Source organism: Marinifilum flexuosum (genome assembly GCF_003610555.1).
GTDB lineage: Bacteria > Bacteroidota > Bacteroidia > Bacteroidales > Marinifilaceae > Marinifilum > Marinifilum flexuosum.
Map to the genome: position 1 here is coordinate 407,470 of NZ_RAPQ01000009.1, position 17,811 is coordinate 425,280.

Consider the following 17,811-nt stretch of genomic DNA (forward strand, 5'->3'; position numbering starts at 1 on the left):
TACTTCAAAACCACCTTCATTATAAGGTGGTTTATTTTATCCCTCTATTTACATTCATTATATTTTACGAAATAAATCGTACTTCATATAAATATATCATAAGTATTATTTAAATTTGATAGGATTCATATTCAAAAAGAATAAATTACCAATTGCCACCTATTCATCATGAAGAATCTTATCTGTATCATATCCTGCTTATTAGTAATTACCACAAGCATTCATGCTCAAAATAAACAACAACAAATATCAGGAAAAGTGGTCGACTCAAAAACAAAAACACCACTAATAAATGTCGAAGTTTTTGTTTCGGGAACTACCATTGGAACTACAACGAACGATAAAGGAGAATTTAAACTGAATTCACCTGTAGTTCCATGTCATATCGGCTTGTTACATGTTGCCTATCAACCATTAGTCTTAACCATTTCAGATAATTCGTTTTTAAATATTGAACTCTCTAAAAAAACAAGAAATATTCATGAAGTTCAGGTAAAGGCAAAAAACAAGCGACGAGCAAACCTTAGGATATTTAATAAGTACTTCTTGTACCATGCCGAAAAATCGCAAGTAAAGATTTTAAACGATAGTGTTCTTCGGTTTAAAAAAGATGAATATGATTTTCATGCTTTCTGCAACTCACCACTTATTATCGAAAACAAACATTTGGGCTATCAGATTAAAATACTAATTAAAGATTTTCATGTTTGTAAAAAAGATAAGGTTGGAGGCAAAAAAATTAGTTTAAATAAATTTACCGAGAATGCTCTTTTTAAACTACAAGCCTTTTATTACTATCAGGATATAAATACAAGAGATACAATTGAACGAACTTTAATTAAAAAGAATCGTCGTAAACATTATTATGGTTCATTAAGACATTTCCTTGGTTCTCTTTACTCTAACGAACTTGGGAAAAACGGATTTAGCCTACAAAGTATTCCAAATTCTGGTAAAGATGCATTCACTCTAACATCGGGAAATGATCAATTGAAGCGATATAAATTCATGGCAGAGAAGGTAAAGGTAACTTATCATGAAGATTTTGCGCATCGCCCAGTACATCCGGAACAAATTCAAGGAAGCTATGCAACTTGGCCAACCACTTTTATTTCTTTGGGTCACGAGTTTGAAATACGTCCTAATGGCACATCAACCAATTTGAACTTTGAAATACATGGTTCAATGGGGCAAAGATCCTTAGCTAATACATTGCCAGATAATTATATTCCAGAATCGAACCCAGACTTTAACTTATAACAACAATTCAATTATAAATATGAACCTTTAAAAATCCAGAAATGAAATTCAAAATTACAATCCTATTAATCCTTTCTTTTCTAACAGTATTTGGAACTTTTGCTCAACAAAAAAAAGTAATCAAGCCTGAAACCATTTATATCGTAGATAACGAGATCGTAAGCCTAGAGTTTGTAAAAAAACTAAATACTTCTCACATTAAGGAAATGAAAATGGGAGTATCAGGTAAAGAAAAAGAAGCACTTATAAAAAAGTATGGCGAATCAATAGAGGATAACCAAATTATTGTTTTTGTAATGAAAACAGAGAAGGAAATCAAAAACACCAATGACTCCAAAACAATAACACCTGAAGAGGCGGCAGAAATAAATCGCAAAAATGCTGAAGAGCGTGCTAAAAAAATAAAAGAATCTACCTTGGTAAATAGCGGCGATATGTCTAAAGATTTCTCCTTAGAAATGCTTGATGGATCAAAGGTTAAATTATCCGATTTTAAAGGTAAAGTAGTTTTAATCAACTTTTGGGCAACCTGGTGTGCTCCTTGCATGAAAGAACTTTATGAATTTCCAGAAAGAATTATCGAACCATTTGCTGACAAGGATTTTGTTTTGCTGGCAATCTCTCGAGGGGAAAAAGAAGATGTAGTTCGTAAAAAAATGGATAAGCTAAAAAGTAGAGGCGTTGAGTTTAATGCTGGATTAGATCCAAAGGAAGAAATTTACAAGCTATATGCTACCAACTTAATTCCTCGCAACTTCTTGATCGATCAAAATGGGAAAGTGGTGTATACCTCGGTTGGTTACTCGGATGAAAAATTAAACGAATTGGTAAATAAGATTGAGGAATTATTGAAATAGAAATACAATCGAATGTCTATGTAGTAATTGAAAAAAATATAAATACCTTAAAACAGGACCTTAAAGAGGTTCTGTTTTTGTTTTAACAGCATATTATACAAAAAACACACATGTTTGTGGAACTTACTCGAGACACTTATCTAACTACCTAAAGCAAGTTAGTAGACCTACTTAAGGCACTTAACCAAGTTAACACCCCACTCTAAATAATAATATGATGCCTTAAAAGGAATGATTGTTTTGTACGAAGCACTACAAGATGAAAGATTCCATAAAATGCACCTAAAAATTATAGCGAATCCCAGTGTGTAAACCAATTGAGTATGGTTTATAATCAAATCGTCCACTCTTGTTAATGGAATTCAGGTAATATTTAAAACTAGGTTCAAGACCAATTCTTACTTTAGGACTTAACTGATATTCGAATCCCAAACCAAATAAGGAGCTAAAATTGGTAGTTCTTAAATTCTCTATTTCACCAATTTTTTGTCTAGACCCTGAAGTGCGATAAACACCATTCTCAACAATCCAGTTGGCACCAATACCTCCACTAAAATAAACGCCCAATCTCTTTTGTGTTAAATTGTATCGTAGTAAAATTGGTACCTCTATGGTTTCGAAGCTTTGCATTAAATCATCCGATGAACTGTAGGTAGAAGCAACCATATATTCAGCATTGGTTTTATCTTCTATATTCCCTACTGTATACCTAATGTTACCGGCAGATGTATGCGATGGTAGAAATGTTCTCTCTTGTCTGTTAATGTCATTTGTTTCACCTTCTCCTATAGGATCTGCAAATGCCATGTTCATACTTGAACCACCCATGTCCTGACCAACCCGATTATACATGAATCCGGTTTGCAAAGCCAACTTCTCACCCAAAGCATAGTTCACTTTTACTCCTCCTCCAAAACTTACAATTCCGCTATTTGCACTTGATGCCGATTCTTCGTTAGAGTAAGCTGAAGAGATTTGCCCAATTATAGCCCAACGATTCTTTCTTAACTCATCCTTTTTAGATTGTTCCATTGCCAGAAGATTATTCATAACAATCAAATCTTCAGCACTTAGTTGGATGGCTTTTGATTTTTCAGCCTGTTGATATTGCAATCTCTCAGGAACTTGATTGGCCCCGTTAAGTAATAGTTTAATTCCTTCTGGTATGCTATTCAATAAAGATTCTTTCTCAAACTTGATCTCTTTGCTGGTTATTACTGGTTGAACGATATTCTTTGCAAAATTTGATGCATTTTCAGCAATAAATACACCATTCCCCTTCTTCTCGCTAATTATTTTATTTTCAGTGGCATTGTTTTCCCTAATATCACCCAATGTTTCTGTCTGATTCAATCGATTAACTGATGAAGTATTATCGCTCAATTGTTCGATATGAACACTTCCGGGTTCAGAATTAAACAAGCTACGATTTGCAATTCCAAAAAATAACAGCACCGAAGCCGCTAATGCAGTAGAAACAAAAATGATTACTCCTCTCCTTTTTCTACGAGCAGCTGCCATCTTTCCATTAATTGCATTCCAGACTTCAGGATTTGGTTCAACACTCATTCCTTTCAACCCATCGGCAAACAGACTATCGATATGTTTGTTCTCGTCTAGCATATTTTCAGCTTGTTCTCTTTTTCACTTAAATAATCATTCACTTTTTGTTTTAAAATTGCTCTTCCCCGAGCCAGATTCGATTTTGAAGTTCCTACGGAAATATCCATTACCTCAGAAATCTCGTTATGGGTGTATCCATCTAAAACATATAAACTAAACACCATTTGGTACCTATCGGGCAAACCCTGAATCATCTGCAAAAGAACTTCCAATGGGATGTCTGAGTTTTGAATTGATTCATCGGGTTCTGAATCAGGATCAGGTTCCCAAACCTCATCAACCACTTGCATATTTTTCGATTTGCGGAACTTTTCCAAAGCCGTATTAACCATTATTCTACGTATCCAACCTTCGAATGATCCTTTGAACTGATAAGATTTAATACTTTGAAAAACCTTAATAAATCCATCCTGCAAATTATCCTCGGCCTCATTTAAATCATTGGAATACCTCAAGCACACCCCTAACATTTTGGGTGCAAACTCCCGATAAAGCAATTCTTGCGCTTTAGATTTACCTTTCGAGCAGTCTTTTACTATTTGTTCTAATTCTCGGTTTTCCAAAGTGGTTAACGTCTTTTACGATCCTGATTTATTAAATAGTTGTACAAAGTGCGATAAGGTTGCGCTAAAATTACAACTTTTTTATTTGACATTTAAAATACACTGATTCTAAGACAAATAGAAAATTCATTATTAAAAATTTATAAAATTAAAGCAACCATTTCAAAGTTTCATCATCAAGCAATTGTAAAACTTTTAAAGAGACATACCCGGGATTTTGTCTCTACAATTTATTAAAACAGAAAAATCAGTATTACTGATAAAAACTAAAAACAAATGAAGAATTTAAAAAGCATAGGGGCATTGCTAATTTTAGCAGTAAGTATTGTGGCATGTGATAGTAGTGTTGACAACACACCAAATTTACAAGCAATTGGTGATGTTTATGTAAGGGTGAAAAAAAGTGGTGATGATACAGTTTATGCACCGGTATTTTACACCTATTCAAATTTCTCGATGAGCAAAGTTGATGTAGAAGGCCCAACCGATAGCAATATTGAAAAGGACTTAAGCGATTATAATGATAAAATGGCTTTTAGAGCAATTCCTTCCGAAGATGATTTTACAACAGAGGACATAGAGAATGGAATTTATCAATTTGACATTACTGCCGAAGATCTTGAAACCTACACAGTAAGCGATAAATTACTAGAAGCTAGACTTGAGCCAGTTAAAATTACAGAATTTAACTACGATAAAACAACACACTCTATCGATATTGACTGGGATGATGTAGATGACAAAGATGTTTATGTAGTAAAAATTCACAATGAAATGGATGGAGAAATCATTTATGTTTCCGATAGAATGCTTTCATCAAATCATAAAGTAATTGAAGATGGTACTAACAACTGGTCTGATTTTGATACTGAAGAAGGTGCAACTTATGTTGTTGGGGTTTATGCCTACAAATTTGAACTTCCTTCCGCAACATCTGGCTACGATATCAACTGTGAATCGGTTGAGTACCGCGAGATTGAATGGTAATTAAAGTTGTTTATTAAATGATTAAGATACAAGCATTATTAATGCTGAAAACTTACTATCTGGCAGATAGCTACAGAACAATTTTCAACGAAAAAACTCGCTCTTCTTTCGAAGAGCGAGTTTAATCGCTAATAATAGAACTAGATGTTCTGCTTTTATGGAAATTAATGCAAAGGTTTAATCAAACATTGATGATTAAAAACCAATACCTAAAATTAGGTTCGCAGTTTCTGCTTGTGGGTTAATCGCAACTTTAGCCCAAGCATTTAAAGAAAAACTCTCTGTAATTTTAATCTCTCTGGTAGCTGTAGCTCCGATATTTACAAAACCAAAACTCTCACCATAAACCTGATCTTCGAAAGCATTTAAGCCTGCGAATAAAGAAATCTTTTCTCCACCAATGGTTACTGGATATCCAAACTCAACGTAAGTTGAATAGTTTTGGTCACCATTCTCATCTAAATCGCGACCATAAAGCATAGTGCTTACCGAAAGACTTAAAGGAAATTTCTCAGTAAAATAGAAGTTAAAACTTGCATCAATCAAGTGATTCGTTGTAGCTCTATCTAAATCAAGATAGTTGTAATCATCAATTGAAGCTCTATCGCGGTTTGCAAATAAGTCCCAAACTGCTATGTTAAAATGATCGTTAAACTTATATCCTACATGAAAATCGAACTCTGAATATGTATTATCGAATGCATATCCACCCCATGCACCAAAAGTAAAGTTGTTATTGGTATAAGCAAGGTCCATTTCGAAATTGGCAGTGTTACTTACCATGATACCTCTCCAGTAATGGCGAGTGGTTACCGATGGACTAACTGTTACTTTTCCTTGTGCATTTACGTTCATATTCGACGCAAATAATATTATAAGAGTAAATAATACTGATAGTTTTAAAACTGATTTTTTCATTAGATTAATATTTTATGGGCTGTAGAGATCCTGAAGGTCTCAATTTCAAGATCTCCACAGGGTTTAAAAATGTAGTCGTGTTATTTAATTCTAAGCGTAGCTTAGATCTACTATCGAAAACCTTTCAAGCATAAACTTGTTATTGGCAGATAGCTTTAGGTTTATTTATAAGCTCATAAACAAGAAGGCTGCAACTGCTGCTCCTACGATAGGTGCAATAACCGGAACCAAAGAGTATCCCCAGTCGCTACCACCTTTGTTGTTCATAGGAAGAATAGCATGCATAATTCTTGGACCAAGATCTCTTGCTGGGTTAATCGCATAACCAGTAGTTCCTCCTAAAGAAAGTCCAATAGCAACTACTAACAGAGCAACTGGCAAAGCACCTAAAGTACCCAATCCAACCTTGGCACCCTCAACACCAGCAGCTTCGAAAGAAGGACCTGCCAAATAGAAGATTACAAACATCAATACAAATGTTCCGATAACTTCGCTGATTACATTGCTTCCAAAGTTACGGATAGCAGGACCAGTAGAGAAACATGCTAATTTCGCTCCACCATCTTCAGTAGAATTAAAGTGATCGCGATACATTAACCACACAAGGAATGCTCCGAATGCAGCTCCTGCCATTTGAGCAACGATAAAAAGACCTACCTTTGACCATGCAAACATACCTGCTAACGCCAATCCTACGGTTACAGCGGGGTTAATATGAGCTCCAGAAATTGGGCCTGCAACAGCTACTGCTGTAAATACTGCTAATCCCCATCCCATTGTGATTACGATCCAACCACTGTTATTTCCTTTGGTATTATTCAATACAACGTTTGCAACTACTCCATTACCTAAAAGGATTAGTAACATTGTTCCTATAAATTCTGCAATAAATTCACTCATGACTTTATGGTTTATTTAGTAATTGTTAATAAAAGAATGCCGGAATCCATTCTCCTTCCGTTCCTTCATCTCATTTCCGGCATTGGTTTAAAAATATTAAACCCGAGATCAATCCTACCAACCAATCTCAGGTTGTTAGATATTGAAAATTAAGCTTCTGTATCCCAATCTTTCGAACGACCAAGGGCTTTATCCCAACCTTTAATCATCTTCTCAGATTTTTCTTTAGGCATTTCTGGCTCGAACTTGCGATCCATTGCCCACTGGCTTTTAATTTCATCAACACTATCCCAATATCCAACTGCTAAACCTGCCAAGTATGCAGCACCTAGTGCAGTAGTTTCAAGAGTTTTCGGGCGATAAACTGGTGCATCTAATACATCCGACTGGAATTGCATTAATAAGTTGTTAATTGCAGCACCACCATCAACACGTAATTCGTTAATTTCTATTCCAGCATCAGCTTCCATAGCTTTCAATACGTCTCTGGTTTGGAAAGCGATACCTTCTAAAGCAGCTCTTGCGATATGAGCAGAAGTTGATCCTCTTGTTAAACCAACAATTGTACCTCTTGCATACTGATCCCAATGTGGAGCTCCTAAACCTGTTAATGCAGGCACAAGGAATACACCCCCATTATCTTCTACCGAACCAGCCAATTCTTCTACTTCCGGAGACGACTTGATAATTCCTAATCCATCGCGTAACCATTGTACAATAGCTCCTCCCATGAAAATACTTCCTTCCAAACAGTAAGTAGTTTCACCATTAATTTGCCATCCAATGGTAGTTAATAAGTTGTTGTTTGATTTTACTGGCGTAGTTCCGGTATTACAAAGCATGAAACATCCTGTTCCATATGTGTTCTTCACCGAACCTGGCTTAATACACATCTGGCCGAAAGTAGCAGCTTGCTGGTCACCTGCAATACCCGCGATAGGTACCTCGTGAGCGAAAAGAGTAGTTACCGTATGTCCATATACTTCTGAAGAAGATTTAACCTCAGGAAGAATACTGGCAGGAATGTCAAGAAGTTCCAACATATCCTTATCCCACTCCAAAGTTTTGATGTTGTATAGTAAAGTTCTACTTGCGTTGGTAACATCTGTTACGTGTACTTTTCCTTGAGTCAATTTCCAGATTAACCAGCTATCGATAGTACCAAATGCCAATTTACCTGCTTCTGCTTTTTCGCGAGCTCCTTCAACATTATCGAGAATCCACTTTACTTTAGTTCCCGAGAAGTAAGAATCGATAATCAAACCAGTCTTATCCTGAATCATATCAGCATGACCTTGTGCTTTTAATTCATCGCAGTATTTAGATGTACGACGATCTTGCCAAACGATTGCGTTGTAAATTGGTTCGTTGGTTTCGCGGTCCCAAACAACTGTTGTCTCTCTCTGGTTAGTGATACCAATCCCCGCGATGTTTTTACCGTTAGCTCCAGCCTGAGTAATCGCTTCAGCTGCTACACCTGCTTGTGTAGACCAAATCTCGTTCGCATCATGCTCTACCCATCCTGGCTGAGGGAATATTTGGGTAAATTCCTTCTGTGCCACGCTCACCATCTCGCCTTTTTTGTTGAAAACGATTGCTCTCGAACTTGTAGTTCCCTGGTCTAAAGCTAAAATAAACTTGTCTTCCATAATTCAATTAATTTGGGTTATTGTGTTATTAAAATTATAGTCTTTCCGAGTACTCAATTGCTATTATTTACAAATTGTAAACGATTGCAATTTTGCGATAAAAAATTTTTAATCCTTCGGATTAAACGCACAAATCCATATTTATACAGATTTGATTAGGGTTTTAGGTAGTATTTAACACATCACATTAAATAGAAAATGTAGGACTATGCGAGCAAGGCAATATCGTGCCAAAACTAACAAATTGATTAATAATATTGTAACAATTAATAAAATCAGTAGTTATAAATAACAGACTAAGAACTACCTTTAATAAAACTCTTGCTCAATTTGTCCTACATTTCTTTATTTCAATATGTACTGGGCTGCCAAATCATTAAATTTATTTATCTGATCATCCTCCCATTGTTTATCGTATTTAAGCTCTTTTGCCATTAATTCAGCAACTTTTGGAGCCATTCTAACACTTTCTTTTGCATCAAGAAGTAAAGCCCTGGTTCTACGCGATAAAAAATCTTCTACCGTCCTGGCCATTTCATTTCTGACTGCCCAAACAACCTGTGCGTTCAATACTTGAAGCTCTTCACTTAAATATTCGTTTAAGCCATTTTCTTGCTTTGCCAAATCCAAAATCTTCTCCTCATCCGAGCCATAGAAATACATCGGATTGCTTAAATCCGGATTTTCTTTATATCCGTGAATTCGTAAGTTTCTTGTTACTGATTTTTTTTGTTCCAAACCGGCAGTCTTAGCAACAGTATTCATTACATCTTCAGCCATTTGGCGATAGGTTGTCCATTTTCCACCTGTTAAAGTCACCATACCTGATTCAGATACAACAATCTTATGTCCTCTTGAAATCTCTTTGGTCTTCGCCCCATCTTGAGTTGGAGCTGCTAAAGGTCTTAATCCAGCAAATACACTTCTTACATCTGATCTTTTAGGTGGTTTTTCAAGGAACCTACCTGCAGTTTCCAATATAAAATCAACTTCCTCTTCCAACGCCTTCGGTTCTAGTTCTGCTTTATCTTTGTGTACATCAGTAGTACCAACCACTACTTTGTTGTGCCATGGTACTGCAAATAACACACGGCCATCACTTGTTTTAGGAATCATTACAGCATAGTCGCCAGGAACAAATTCCTTATCCAATACCAAGTGAACACCCTGACTCACCCTTACGATATCTTTCGCTTTAGGTTCGTCCATTTTGATAATTTCATCAACAAAAACGCCTGTGGCATTTAAAACAGCCTCTCCTTCAATGGTATAAGTTTCATTATTTTCAAGGTCAGTAGCCTTTACTGCAGTGATTTTGCCATTATTTTTAACCACTCCAGTAACTTTCATATAATTGATAGCCACTCCTCCATTTTCTACAAATGTTTGACACATGTTTATTGCCAATCGGGAGTCATCAAACTGTCCATCATGATAAACTACTCCACCACTAAGCTTTTCACTTTTAAGAGTTGGTATGTATTTAAGTGTTCTTTTCTTTGAAAATGGTAAAGATCTTCCATAACCTAACTTTCCTGCCATTAAATCATAGAGAGTTAATCCTAAAGTATAATATGGAGTTCCCCACCAAGTATAATTTGGAATAATAAAGGATTGATCTTTTACCAAGTGAGGAGCATTCTTTTTTAATAAGCCTCTCTCACGTAAAGCTTCAAGAACCAATGAGATATTTCCTTGAGCAAGATATCTTACGCCACCATGAACCAATTTTGTACTTCTGCTTGAAGTACCTTTAGCGAAATCATCCTGTTCAAGAAGAAGGGTTTTGTAACCACGTGTCGAAGACTCAATGGCTGCGCCCAACCCCGATGCACCACCACCAACAATAATCACATCCCATTTCTGTTTTGCACTCTTAACTTCTCTAAGCATCTTTCCTCTATCCATGACTGCACAACCTATTGATTCTTCTACAATTCTTTTTCCCAATACTCCCAAATACTTCCTTTCGCTTCTTCTTCATCCTGAGTAGCCAATTCTTTTTGTCCAGACAAAATGTCTAAGAAAAAAGAATAAAGGCGATTTCCCATTTGCATATCAAATCTTACATCTTCCATAGTAGTATTAAAATATAAATCTGAATACACAGTACATTGCTTTGCTATGTACCTTTATCAAAAAAAACGGAAGCATTCTTCCTATCAATTACCAAGTTTAATAAAGTTGTTTCAAACTTGATACTTACAAAGCTAAATAAAATACTTAGTATTGCAAGGTGTTTTGCAAAGAAATAGTCTGTTTTAATTTAGTCTAAAATACAAAAACCTCACACAAAGACTATTTTTACTGATAAAGGAGAGTATCAGTATTTTTGAAAGATCAAAGAAAAAAAAATAAAAAAAGAGACCTATTTCACTTAGAAATGGTCTCTTTTAATTAAAAAAATCTATTTAAACAGGTCTGATATTTCCCTTAGATTTTATACAGAAAAACTTGCTTAATTATAGCAAGCAAGTTTTTCCTATATAATATGTAATCTCTTAAAAATTAACTTGAATTCTTCCTTTAAGAACTCCAATGTTTTTATCTAATGGGTGTTTCTGATTATCAACATCCATATAGTCATAATTCAAGCGGAACATTACATTAGAACTTACGTAGTAATTTACAGCCAAGCTATAAGTATCAGCTTTTCCACCTTGAATACTCATGTTACCAGCTCCACCCAAAGCAGCATTTAAATCTGCAGGACCATAAGCTCCGTTAAAATAAGTACCATCAATATCGTTCAAATCTGTATGATCGTAACGAACAAGGAATTCAAAAGCACCAGCTTTAGGTCTTTTAATGTATGCAGTTGATGAGTTGTACTTGTAGTTGTCTCCTAATAAGAACCCAGCTTGTACATAGTATGCTTTGGTTTCGATATCACGAAGCTCACCATACCAATCAGGATAATCCTGAGGTTTTACAGGCCATGCATAAGTAACGTAATACAATGGACCGTCTTTCATTAATCTTGACACATAATCATCATCACGAGTTACTTTTGCTTGAGTATATTCAGCTTGTAACATGAAAGGGCCTTTTAATGCCAAAGTTTGGAAGTTAAATCTCATATCAGACTGTGCTCCATTCATTGTAGCATTTAAAAATTTGTGTTCAGGACCAGCTGCAAATTCAACTACACGATTGTAATCATCATCGTTAAAACTTTCGTTAAAACCATTAGCTTCAGGCTTTCTATAGGTAAATGATCCTCCTACCTGGAATACGAAATCATCGTTTTGAATTGGAGTATAAGCAACTTTAGAAGTCGTAGAAAAACCTTGATCACCTTTACTGTTATTATCAACAGAACCAGCAAAAATACCAGTTGAACCATAGAATTTCTGAGTATAGTAAGTATATCCCAAACCTACTCCACGACCAATACCCATAGCTTGAGTTGTATTGGAAGCACCAATAAATCTAAGGTTTTTGCTTGATTCAGCAGCCTCAATTCCGAATGGCTCAAAGAAGTTACCCACGGTAAAAGTACTGTTCTTTTTGTGGTGATATCTTAAAAATGCATCCTTAATTTTCACTTCATCATTACCAAAACCAACATTCACTTTAGCGCTCCACTTTCCCCATCTTACGCTTGTTCCGAAGCGAATATCACTTACTGAAACATCAGAACTTAAATCAGTAACATCATCGAAATAATGTACACCATCCATGTAAATTCTACCATTAATACTTACCTGGTATTCTTTATCAGCAGAAGTCAATTTAATTCCTCCATTCGAATTATCTACTGAAATTTTATTTTCCTGAGCATTTGCTCCTGAAGCTAACACTCCCGTTAATAAGGCAGCTATATATAATTTTTTAAACATATTACTTTTGCTTAATAATTTGTAAATAGAAATTGATTAGTATCCTAAAGCGTCTAATACTTCTTGAGCAGTACCAACTACTTCACGCTTCTGGTAATTCATAGAAAGGTCTGTTAAGTTCGTAAATCCACCATCGATAAACATGTTTGAGTTTACATCGTAATTAAAGTTTCCTTGTACAGTTCTATTTGGGTCTTCGAAACGTGATACTCCACCGTAAAAGTAATCTCCATTATACTTTCTTAATTGATCTTCAGTATCGAATGAGTATGCATGAACAAGCATTCCAGCTCTGTGATACATTTCACACATCCATGGTTCTGTAAGGTCTGGATATTTATTAGGCTTACCTTCGATTGAAGGACCTGCAATATGACAATTGTACTCTACTGAGAAATTAATGAATTCAGCTAAAGACTCAATTGTATTAGATGGTCTTACATATGAAGCACTTTCATCTTCCCATAATAACATACATTTTGGTACACCTGGTAATTCTTTTTCAAGATTAACGATTGATTGTCTTGAAAAAGACTGTAAAATGAATCGTCCATTTGTGTTCGCTACATCAACTTTTCCTGGGGTTGTAGGAATTGTTTTTGGAGAAGCAGTAACATTCCATCCTTCAGCAGTTAAGAATTTTGCCAAGTCACCTTCCATTCCTGAGAACAGGTAAGGCTCTTTGGTTTCTGCATAAACACCTGGGCGGTTACCATTGTCTTGTGGGTCCACTTCAAATTCATAATATCCTACCCATTCACCAGCTTCATTAAGTCTGGTCATATCTTTTACAGGCTCACCATTTACATCTCTTTTGATTCTGAATCCTTCTGCAATTTTCATTACTTCTTCAAGAGTAGAAATTTTCTCTCCTACAAATGCCTCTCTTGCATTTTCTGGTACATCAACATTAAACCAAGCACCTGCATCAAGTTTTCTCAATTCAGCCAATGTAAAGTAACTTACTGGATAATCTTCTTTACCTGGGAAAACACTCTCAATATTTGATGTTCTTCTTAAGTTATTATCATGAAGAGCTAACAAAACACCATCTTTTGTTCTTTGTAAATCAATTTCAAGATAATCTGCACCCATATTTCTTGCCCAACGGAAAGCTGCTTCTGTTTCTTCCGGAGCCCAGAAAGTTGACCCTCTGTGTGCAATCACGATATCTTTCTTAACGTAATCTCTAACTATCTTAGCTTCTGCACTTAATTCTTTAAGTGGATAAGTTTTGTAGTAGTTAAATTCATTGTAATCTGGTGTATCATCTTCACACCCTGCTAAGCCTATAGAACATAAGGCCATCGCACCTAATAATAGGTTCTTAAGATTAAATTTTTCCATATTATTTAAATTTTGAAGGTTAATTTCTATTTATGATTAAATCTTTACTTCCGAATTTTAATGATGAATTCCATTGTGTCCTCTTATTTCTTGTATCCACGAAACGGCAATAAAAAGAATCGATAACACACAAGCTCCAAGAAGAACCATAAATCCACCTGTCCAACTCCATTTGTCAACAACCGCGCCCATTGCAATATTTGCAAAAAGAGCACCTCCCATATATCCAAACAAGCCAGTTAAACCAGCAGCTGTACCAGCAGCTTTTTTAGGTACCAAATCAAGAGCATGAACACCAATAAGCATTACCGGACCATAGATTAAGAAACCAATACATACTAATGCGATTGAATTTGCTACAATAGAGTCACTAGTCCAGTACATGAATACTGAGACAGTTACAAGCACCATATAAATAATACTTACAGGAGCACGTTTCCCCTTAAATACACTATCACTTAAATATCCACACAAAAGAGTTCCAGGTATTCCTGCCCATTCGTAAGCAAAATATGCCCAACCAGTTTCTTCAATAGAGAAGCCTTTAGCCTCTTCAAGGTATAATGGAGCCCAATCTAAAACACCGTAACGTACCAGATAAACAAAAGCATTTGCGATTGCAATCATCCACAAAAGTCTGTTCTTAAGAATGTATTCAAGAAAAATTTGCTTTGCAGACATTTCTTCTTCAAACTTTTCTGAATATGAATCAGGATAATCATCTTTATATTTTTCGATGTTTGGTAAACCACATGATTGAGGTGTATCTCTTATTAATAGCCAGGCTATAAATGCAACAAGCAATGCTACCAAGCCAGGGAAATACAATTTGGCCTGCCAGTCAACAAAAATTGCTACACCTAAAATTGCCAAAGGACCAATAATACCTCCACCAACATTATGAGCTACATTCCAAACAGACATTTTTGTTCCACGCTCTCGAATAGAGAACCAATGCACCATTACACGGCCACAAGGAGGCCATCCCATTCCCTGAAACCATCCGTTCAATAATAAAAGAACAAACATGATGGCTATTGACGATGTTGCAACTGGCAGTATCCCCATAGCAATCATTGTAATTGCTGACAATACCAACCCAAGAGTTAAGAAACGACGAGCATTACTTCTATCCGAAACATTACCCATTATGAACTTACTCAATCCATATGCAATAGATACTCCTGATAATGCAAATCCTAACTCAGTTTTAGAATATCCCAAATTCACCAAATCAGGCATTGCTAATGAGAATACCTTTCTAACAAGGTAATAACCTGCATACCCCAAGAATATCCCTAAAAACACTTGCAGACGCAATCGTTTGTAAACTGGGTCAATTTTGTTCTCAGGCAGCATCTCTTTATGAGCAGCTGGCTTTAAAAATCCAATCATTTTAAAATAAATTTATGGTTATTGTAATTTTGAATATTATTATTTCCTACACGTGTATTATTTTATAACTCACACTCCCAGAAATCCCAAATACTTTTATAAACAGCATTTTCATGTTTTATTGATATACTTTTATTCGAGTCAATTATCTCTGAAAAAAATGTATATAAACAATCCTCTAGTTGTTCATCAAATTTGACATCTTTCATAGTAGCATTGAAAAATAAATCCTAATACAAAGCACATTGCTTAACTATGTATATAGTGTAAAAAAAATGTTCACTCCAAATCTCTAAATTAACTTTTATTACCCGTATGTTAATTTAACACTAGGTGAATGCGACAAAACTAAATAAAATACTTAGCAATGCAATGTGCATAGTTAAAAAAGATACTATTTATAACTATTCCAAAATACCTTACCATCATAACAACCTATACTACAAATCAATACATATATCTAAAAAAAAATAAAAAGGGTCATTTCAAATATGAAATAACCCTTTTTATTTTTAATTATACTTTTTTATTCATCCGCATCTATCCAATTTTGAGATCTGCTAACAGCCTTCTCCCAATATTTTTTATGATGCTTCACTATTTCTTCATCCATTTTCACTTCATATTCTTTGTCCAGTTTCCAATGATCTTGGATCTCTTCTACACTATTCCAAAACCCTACACCTAAACCAGCCAAATAAGCTGCTCCAACAGCGGTAATTTCTTTAATTTCCGGTCGTACAATTGGTATACCTAAAAAATCGGCTTGATATTGAAGCAAGGTATCGTTTGCCATTAATCCTCCACCCCTTAATTGCTCTACTTTTATACCAGAGTCAGCCTCCATGGTTTTCAAAACATCAGATGATCGATGAGCGATACATTCTAACGATGCACGCGCAATATGTCCAATGCTAGTGCCCATATTTAATCCCCAGAAAGTACCTCTTGCATATTGATCCCAGTAAGGTGCGCCTAATCCAGTAAAAGAAGGAACAATGTAAACTCCTCCATTATCTTTTTCCGTTAGTGCAAGTAATTCAATTTCCTCAATGGAGTGTATTAGGTTTAAACTATCGCGTAACCATTGCACTACAGCTCCTCCAATAAAAACACTCCCTTCCAATGCATAGGTAGGTTTATCACCAATTCCCCAGGCTATTGTCGTAATCAAATCGTTTTTTGACTCTACAGGCTCATCACCTGTATTCATCAACATAAAACATCCTGTATTGTAGGTGTTTTTCACCATCCCTTTTTCGAAACACGCTTGTCCAAAAAGTGCTGCCTGCTGATCACCACAAATCCCGGAAATTGGAATCTCCTCACCAAACATTGACCTGCGTGTATGTCCATAAATCTCACTAGATGAGCAAACTTTTGGAAGAATTGATTCCGGAATATCAAGTAGTTCCAACAATTCTTTATCCCAACACAAGTCATAGATATTATAAAGCATTGTACGACTGGCATTCGAAACATCTGTAATATGAAGCTCTCCTTTGGTCAACTTCCAAATCAACCAGCTATCAACAGTTCCAAATGCAAGCTTACCCTGCTCTGCTTTTTCTCTGGCTCCTTCAATATTATTTAGTAACCACTGTATTTTAGTTGCAGAAAAGAAGGCATCTAAAATCAGTCCTGTCTTCTCTTTGATCTTTTGTGAATATCCTTGCTCCTTTAATTTATCACAAAGGTGTGATGTTCTTCTATCCTGCCAAACTATTGCATTGTTAATTGGTTCTCCTGTTTCTCTATCCCAAATAATTGTTGTTTCTCTTTGGTTGGTGATCCCAATACCTGCAATATCTTTTCCTGTCAGTCCGGTTTTTGTCAATACCTCCTCAGCCACTGATGCCTGTGAATACCAAATTTCCTTGGCATCTTGCTCAATCCAACCTGGCTTAGGATAATATTGCTCATATTCTTTCTGAACTTGAGCAATTATTTCGCCTTTCTTATTAAATAAAATAGCTTTTGAAATTGACGTCCCTTGATCTAAGGATAAAATATAATCTCTCATTCCTCTGGTAATTAATTGCATTTAACAGTTTTACGCATTCTCCTTTATCCTTGTGATAGATAGATTTAAGGAATCCACATACTCTCGCATAATTTCCAAGTGCGAAGCACCTTCTTTAGTAAGTTTGTAGTATTTTCTTGGAATACCTGTATCCATTTCCGCCCACTCTGAAGTAACCAACTTCTCTTTCTTAAGTCGATTCAATAGCGGATAAATTGTACCTTCCGCAATTTCCAGGGAAGTAAATTGATTCATTTCACTAATTAATTCGTAACCATAACATGGTTTCGATCTTAGCAACAGGAGGATAATGTATTCCAACAGTCCCTTTTTAAATTGAGACTTCCATTTTGTTATAAAGTATTCGTTGATTTCGTGATTCATGGTGTAACAAACATATAAAAAAATACATAGTTTTACAAGATATCTTGCAAGAGTATAGTCTTA

The 17,811-nt window shown here is 35.5% G+C and carries 15 protein-coding genes; 3 read left to right on the forward strand and 12 right to left on the reverse strand.

The features are described 5' to 3' along the window. Positions 1–168: 168 nt before the first annotated feature. Together BXY64_RS11515 and BXY64_RS11520 are read left to right on the forward strand one after the other, a co-directional pair. Positions 169–1,260, forward strand: coding sequence for a carboxypeptidase-like regulatory domain-containing protein (locus tag BXY64_RS11515; RefSeq protein ID WP_120240141.1), 1,092 nt, complete (start codon positions 169–171; stop codon positions 1,258–1,260). Positions 1,261–1,301: 41 nt separating this feature from the next. After that, positions 1,302–2,117 (forward strand): peroxiredoxin family protein, encoded by an 816-nt coding sequence (locus BXY64_RS11520; protein WP_120240143.1) that lies wholly within the window; start codon positions 1,302–1,304, stop codon positions 2,115–2,117. Positions 2,118–2,399: 282 nt separating this feature from the next. Here the strand turns inward: BXY64_RS11520 and BXY64_RS11525 are convergent, their stop codons facing one another. Both BXY64_RS11525 and BXY64_RS11530 read right to left on the reverse strand, forming a co-directional pair. Continuing rightward, on the reverse strand, positions 2,400–3,740 hold the full coding sequence (locus BXY64_RS11525) for a porin family protein (protein WP_120240145.1): 1,341 nt from the start codon (positions 3,738–3,740) through the stop codon (positions 2,400–2,402). Further along, positions 3,734–4,303, reverse strand: a complete 570-nt coding sequence (locus tag BXY64_RS11530) for an RNA polymerase sigma factor (RefSeq protein WP_245996654.1) — start codon at positions 4,301–4,303, stop codon at positions 3,734–3,736. Before BXY64_RS11530 ends, BXY64_RS11525 begins: the two co-directional genes overlap by 7 nt. A gap of 276 nt (positions 4,304–4,579) precedes the next feature. On the opposite strand from BXY64_RS11530, the gene BXY64_RS11535 reads away from it, so the two are divergent. Continuing rightward, entirely contained in the window at positions 4,580–5,290 is a 711-nt protein-coding gene (locus tag BXY64_RS11535; RefSeq protein ID WP_120240149.1) for a hypothetical protein, read from the forward strand. A gap of 195 nt (positions 5,291–5,485) precedes the next feature. On the opposite strand, the gene BXY64_RS11540 is transcribed toward BXY64_RS11535, so the two are convergent. From BXY64_RS11540 to BXY64_RS11580, 10 genes are all read right to left on the reverse strand, one after another. Then, positions 5,486–6,208: a TorF family putative porin gene (locus tag BXY64_RS11540; RefSeq protein WP_147375976.1), complete on the reverse strand. Its 723-nt coding sequence runs from the start codon at positions 6,206–6,208 to the stop codon at positions 5,486–5,488. 165 nt (positions 6,209–6,373) lie between these two features. After that, entirely contained in the window at positions 6,374–7,108 is a 735-nt protein-coding gene (locus BXY64_RS11545; RefSeq protein WP_120240151.1) for an MIP/aquaporin family protein, read from the reverse strand. A 149-nt stretch (positions 7,109–7,257) separates the two neighbouring features. Further along, positions 7,258–8,757 carry a glycerol kinase GlpK gene (gene glpK, locus BXY64_RS11550; protein WP_120240152.1) on the reverse strand — a complete coding sequence of 500 codons (1,500 nt, stop codon included), beginning with the start codon at positions 8,755–8,757 and terminating at the stop codon, positions 7,258–7,260. Positions 8,758–9,102: 345 nt separating this feature from the next. Next, the gene (locus BXY64_RS11555) at positions 9,103–10,665 is read right to left on the reverse strand and encodes a glycerol-3-phosphate dehydrogenase/oxidase (protein WP_120240153.1); all 1,563 of its coding nucleotides are present in this window, start codon (positions 10,663–10,665) and stop codon (positions 9,103–9,105) included. A 23-nt stretch (positions 10,666–10,688) separates the two neighbouring features. Next, on the reverse strand, positions 10,689–10,865 hold the full coding sequence (locus tag BXY64_RS21355; protein WP_165836001.1) for a hypothetical protein: 177 nt from the start codon (positions 10,863–10,865) through the stop codon (positions 10,689–10,691). Positions 10,866–11,258: 393 nt separating this feature from the next. Beyond that, positions 11,259–12,599, reverse strand: coding sequence for an OprO/OprP family phosphate-selective porin (locus BXY64_RS11560; protein ID WP_120240154.1), 1,341 nt, complete (start codon positions 12,597–12,599; stop codon positions 11,259–11,261). Positions 12,600–12,635: 36 nt separating this feature from the next. Beyond that, positions 12,636–13,946 (reverse strand): glycerophosphodiester phosphodiesterase family protein, encoded by a 1,311-nt coding sequence (locus BXY64_RS11565; protein ID WP_120240155.1) that lies wholly within the window; start codon positions 13,944–13,946, stop codon positions 12,636–12,638. A 57-nt stretch (positions 13,947–14,003) separates the two neighbouring features. Further along, positions 14,004–15,341: a glycerol-3-phosphate transporter gene (gene glpT / locus BXY64_RS11570; RefSeq protein WP_120240156.1), complete on the reverse strand. Its 1,338-nt coding sequence runs from the start codon at positions 15,339–15,341 to the stop codon at positions 14,004–14,006. Positions 15,342–15,867: 526 nt separating this feature from the next. After that, entirely contained in the window at positions 15,868–17,364 is a 1,497-nt protein-coding gene (gene glpK / locus BXY64_RS11575) for a glycerol kinase GlpK (protein ID WP_120240518.1), read from the reverse strand. A 30-nt stretch (positions 17,365–17,394) separates the two neighbouring features. After that, the gene (locus BXY64_RS11580) at positions 17,395–17,748 is read right to left on the reverse strand and encodes a PadR family transcriptional regulator (RefSeq protein WP_211334483.1); all 354 of its coding nucleotides are present in this window, start codon (positions 17,746–17,748) and stop codon (positions 17,395–17,397) included. Between the last annotated feature and the right edge of the window lie 63 nt (positions 17,749–17,811).

What these genes read in the sequence shown, in the direction of transcription:
- BXY64_RS11515 (WP_120240141.1), top strand. Translation starts at nt 169, where the DNA reads ATGAAGAATCTTATCTGTATCATATCCTGCTTATTAGTAATTACCACA.
- BXY64_RS11520 (WP_120240143.1), top strand. Translation starts at nt 1,302, where the DNA reads ATGAAATTCAAAATTACAATCCTATTAATCCTTTCTTTTCTAACAGTA.
- BXY64_RS11525 (WP_120240145.1), bottom strand. Translation starts at nt 3,740, where the DNA reads ATGCTAGACGAGAACAAACATATCGATAGTCTGTTTGCCGATGGGTTG.
- BXY64_RS11535 (WP_120240149.1), top strand. Translation starts at nt 4,580, where the DNA reads ATGAAGAATTTAAAAAGCATAGGGGCATTGCTAATTTTAGCAGTAAGT.
- BXY64_RS11540 (WP_147375976.1), bottom strand. Translation starts at nt 6,208, where the DNA reads ATGAAAAAATCAGTTTTAAAACTATCAGTATTATTTACTCTTATAATA.
- BXY64_RS11545 (WP_120240151.1), bottom strand. Translation starts at nt 7,108, where the DNA reads ATGAGTGAATTTATTGCAGAATTTATAGGAACAATGTTACTAATCCTT.
- glpK (WP_120240152.1), bottom strand. Translation starts at nt 8,757, where the DNA reads ATGGAAGACAAGTTTATTTTAGCTTTAGACCAGGGAACTACAAGTTCG.
- BXY64_RS11555 (WP_120240153.1), bottom strand. Translation starts at nt 10,665, where the DNA reads ATGGATAGAGGAAAGATGCTTAGAGAAGTTAAGAGTGCAAAACAGAAA.
- BXY64_RS11560 (WP_120240154.1), bottom strand. Translation starts at nt 12,599, where the DNA reads ATGTTTAAAAAATTATATATAGCTGCCTTATTAACGGGAGTGTTAGCT.
- BXY64_RS11565 (WP_120240155.1), bottom strand. Translation starts at nt 13,946, where the DNA reads ATGGAAAAATTTAATCTTAAGAACCTATTATTAGGTGCGATGGCCTTA.
- glpT (WP_120240156.1), bottom strand. Translation starts at nt 15,341, where the DNA reads ATGATTGGATTTTTAAAGCCAGCTGCTCATAAAGAGATGCTGCCTGAG.
- glpK (WP_120240518.1), bottom strand. Translation starts at nt 17,364, where the DNA reads ATGAGAGATTATATTTTATCCTTAGATCAAGGGACGTCAATTTCAAAA.
- BXY64_RS11580 (WP_211334483.1), bottom strand. Translation starts at nt 17,748, where the DNA reads ATGAATCACGAAATCAACGAATACTTTATAACAAAATGGAAGTCTCAA.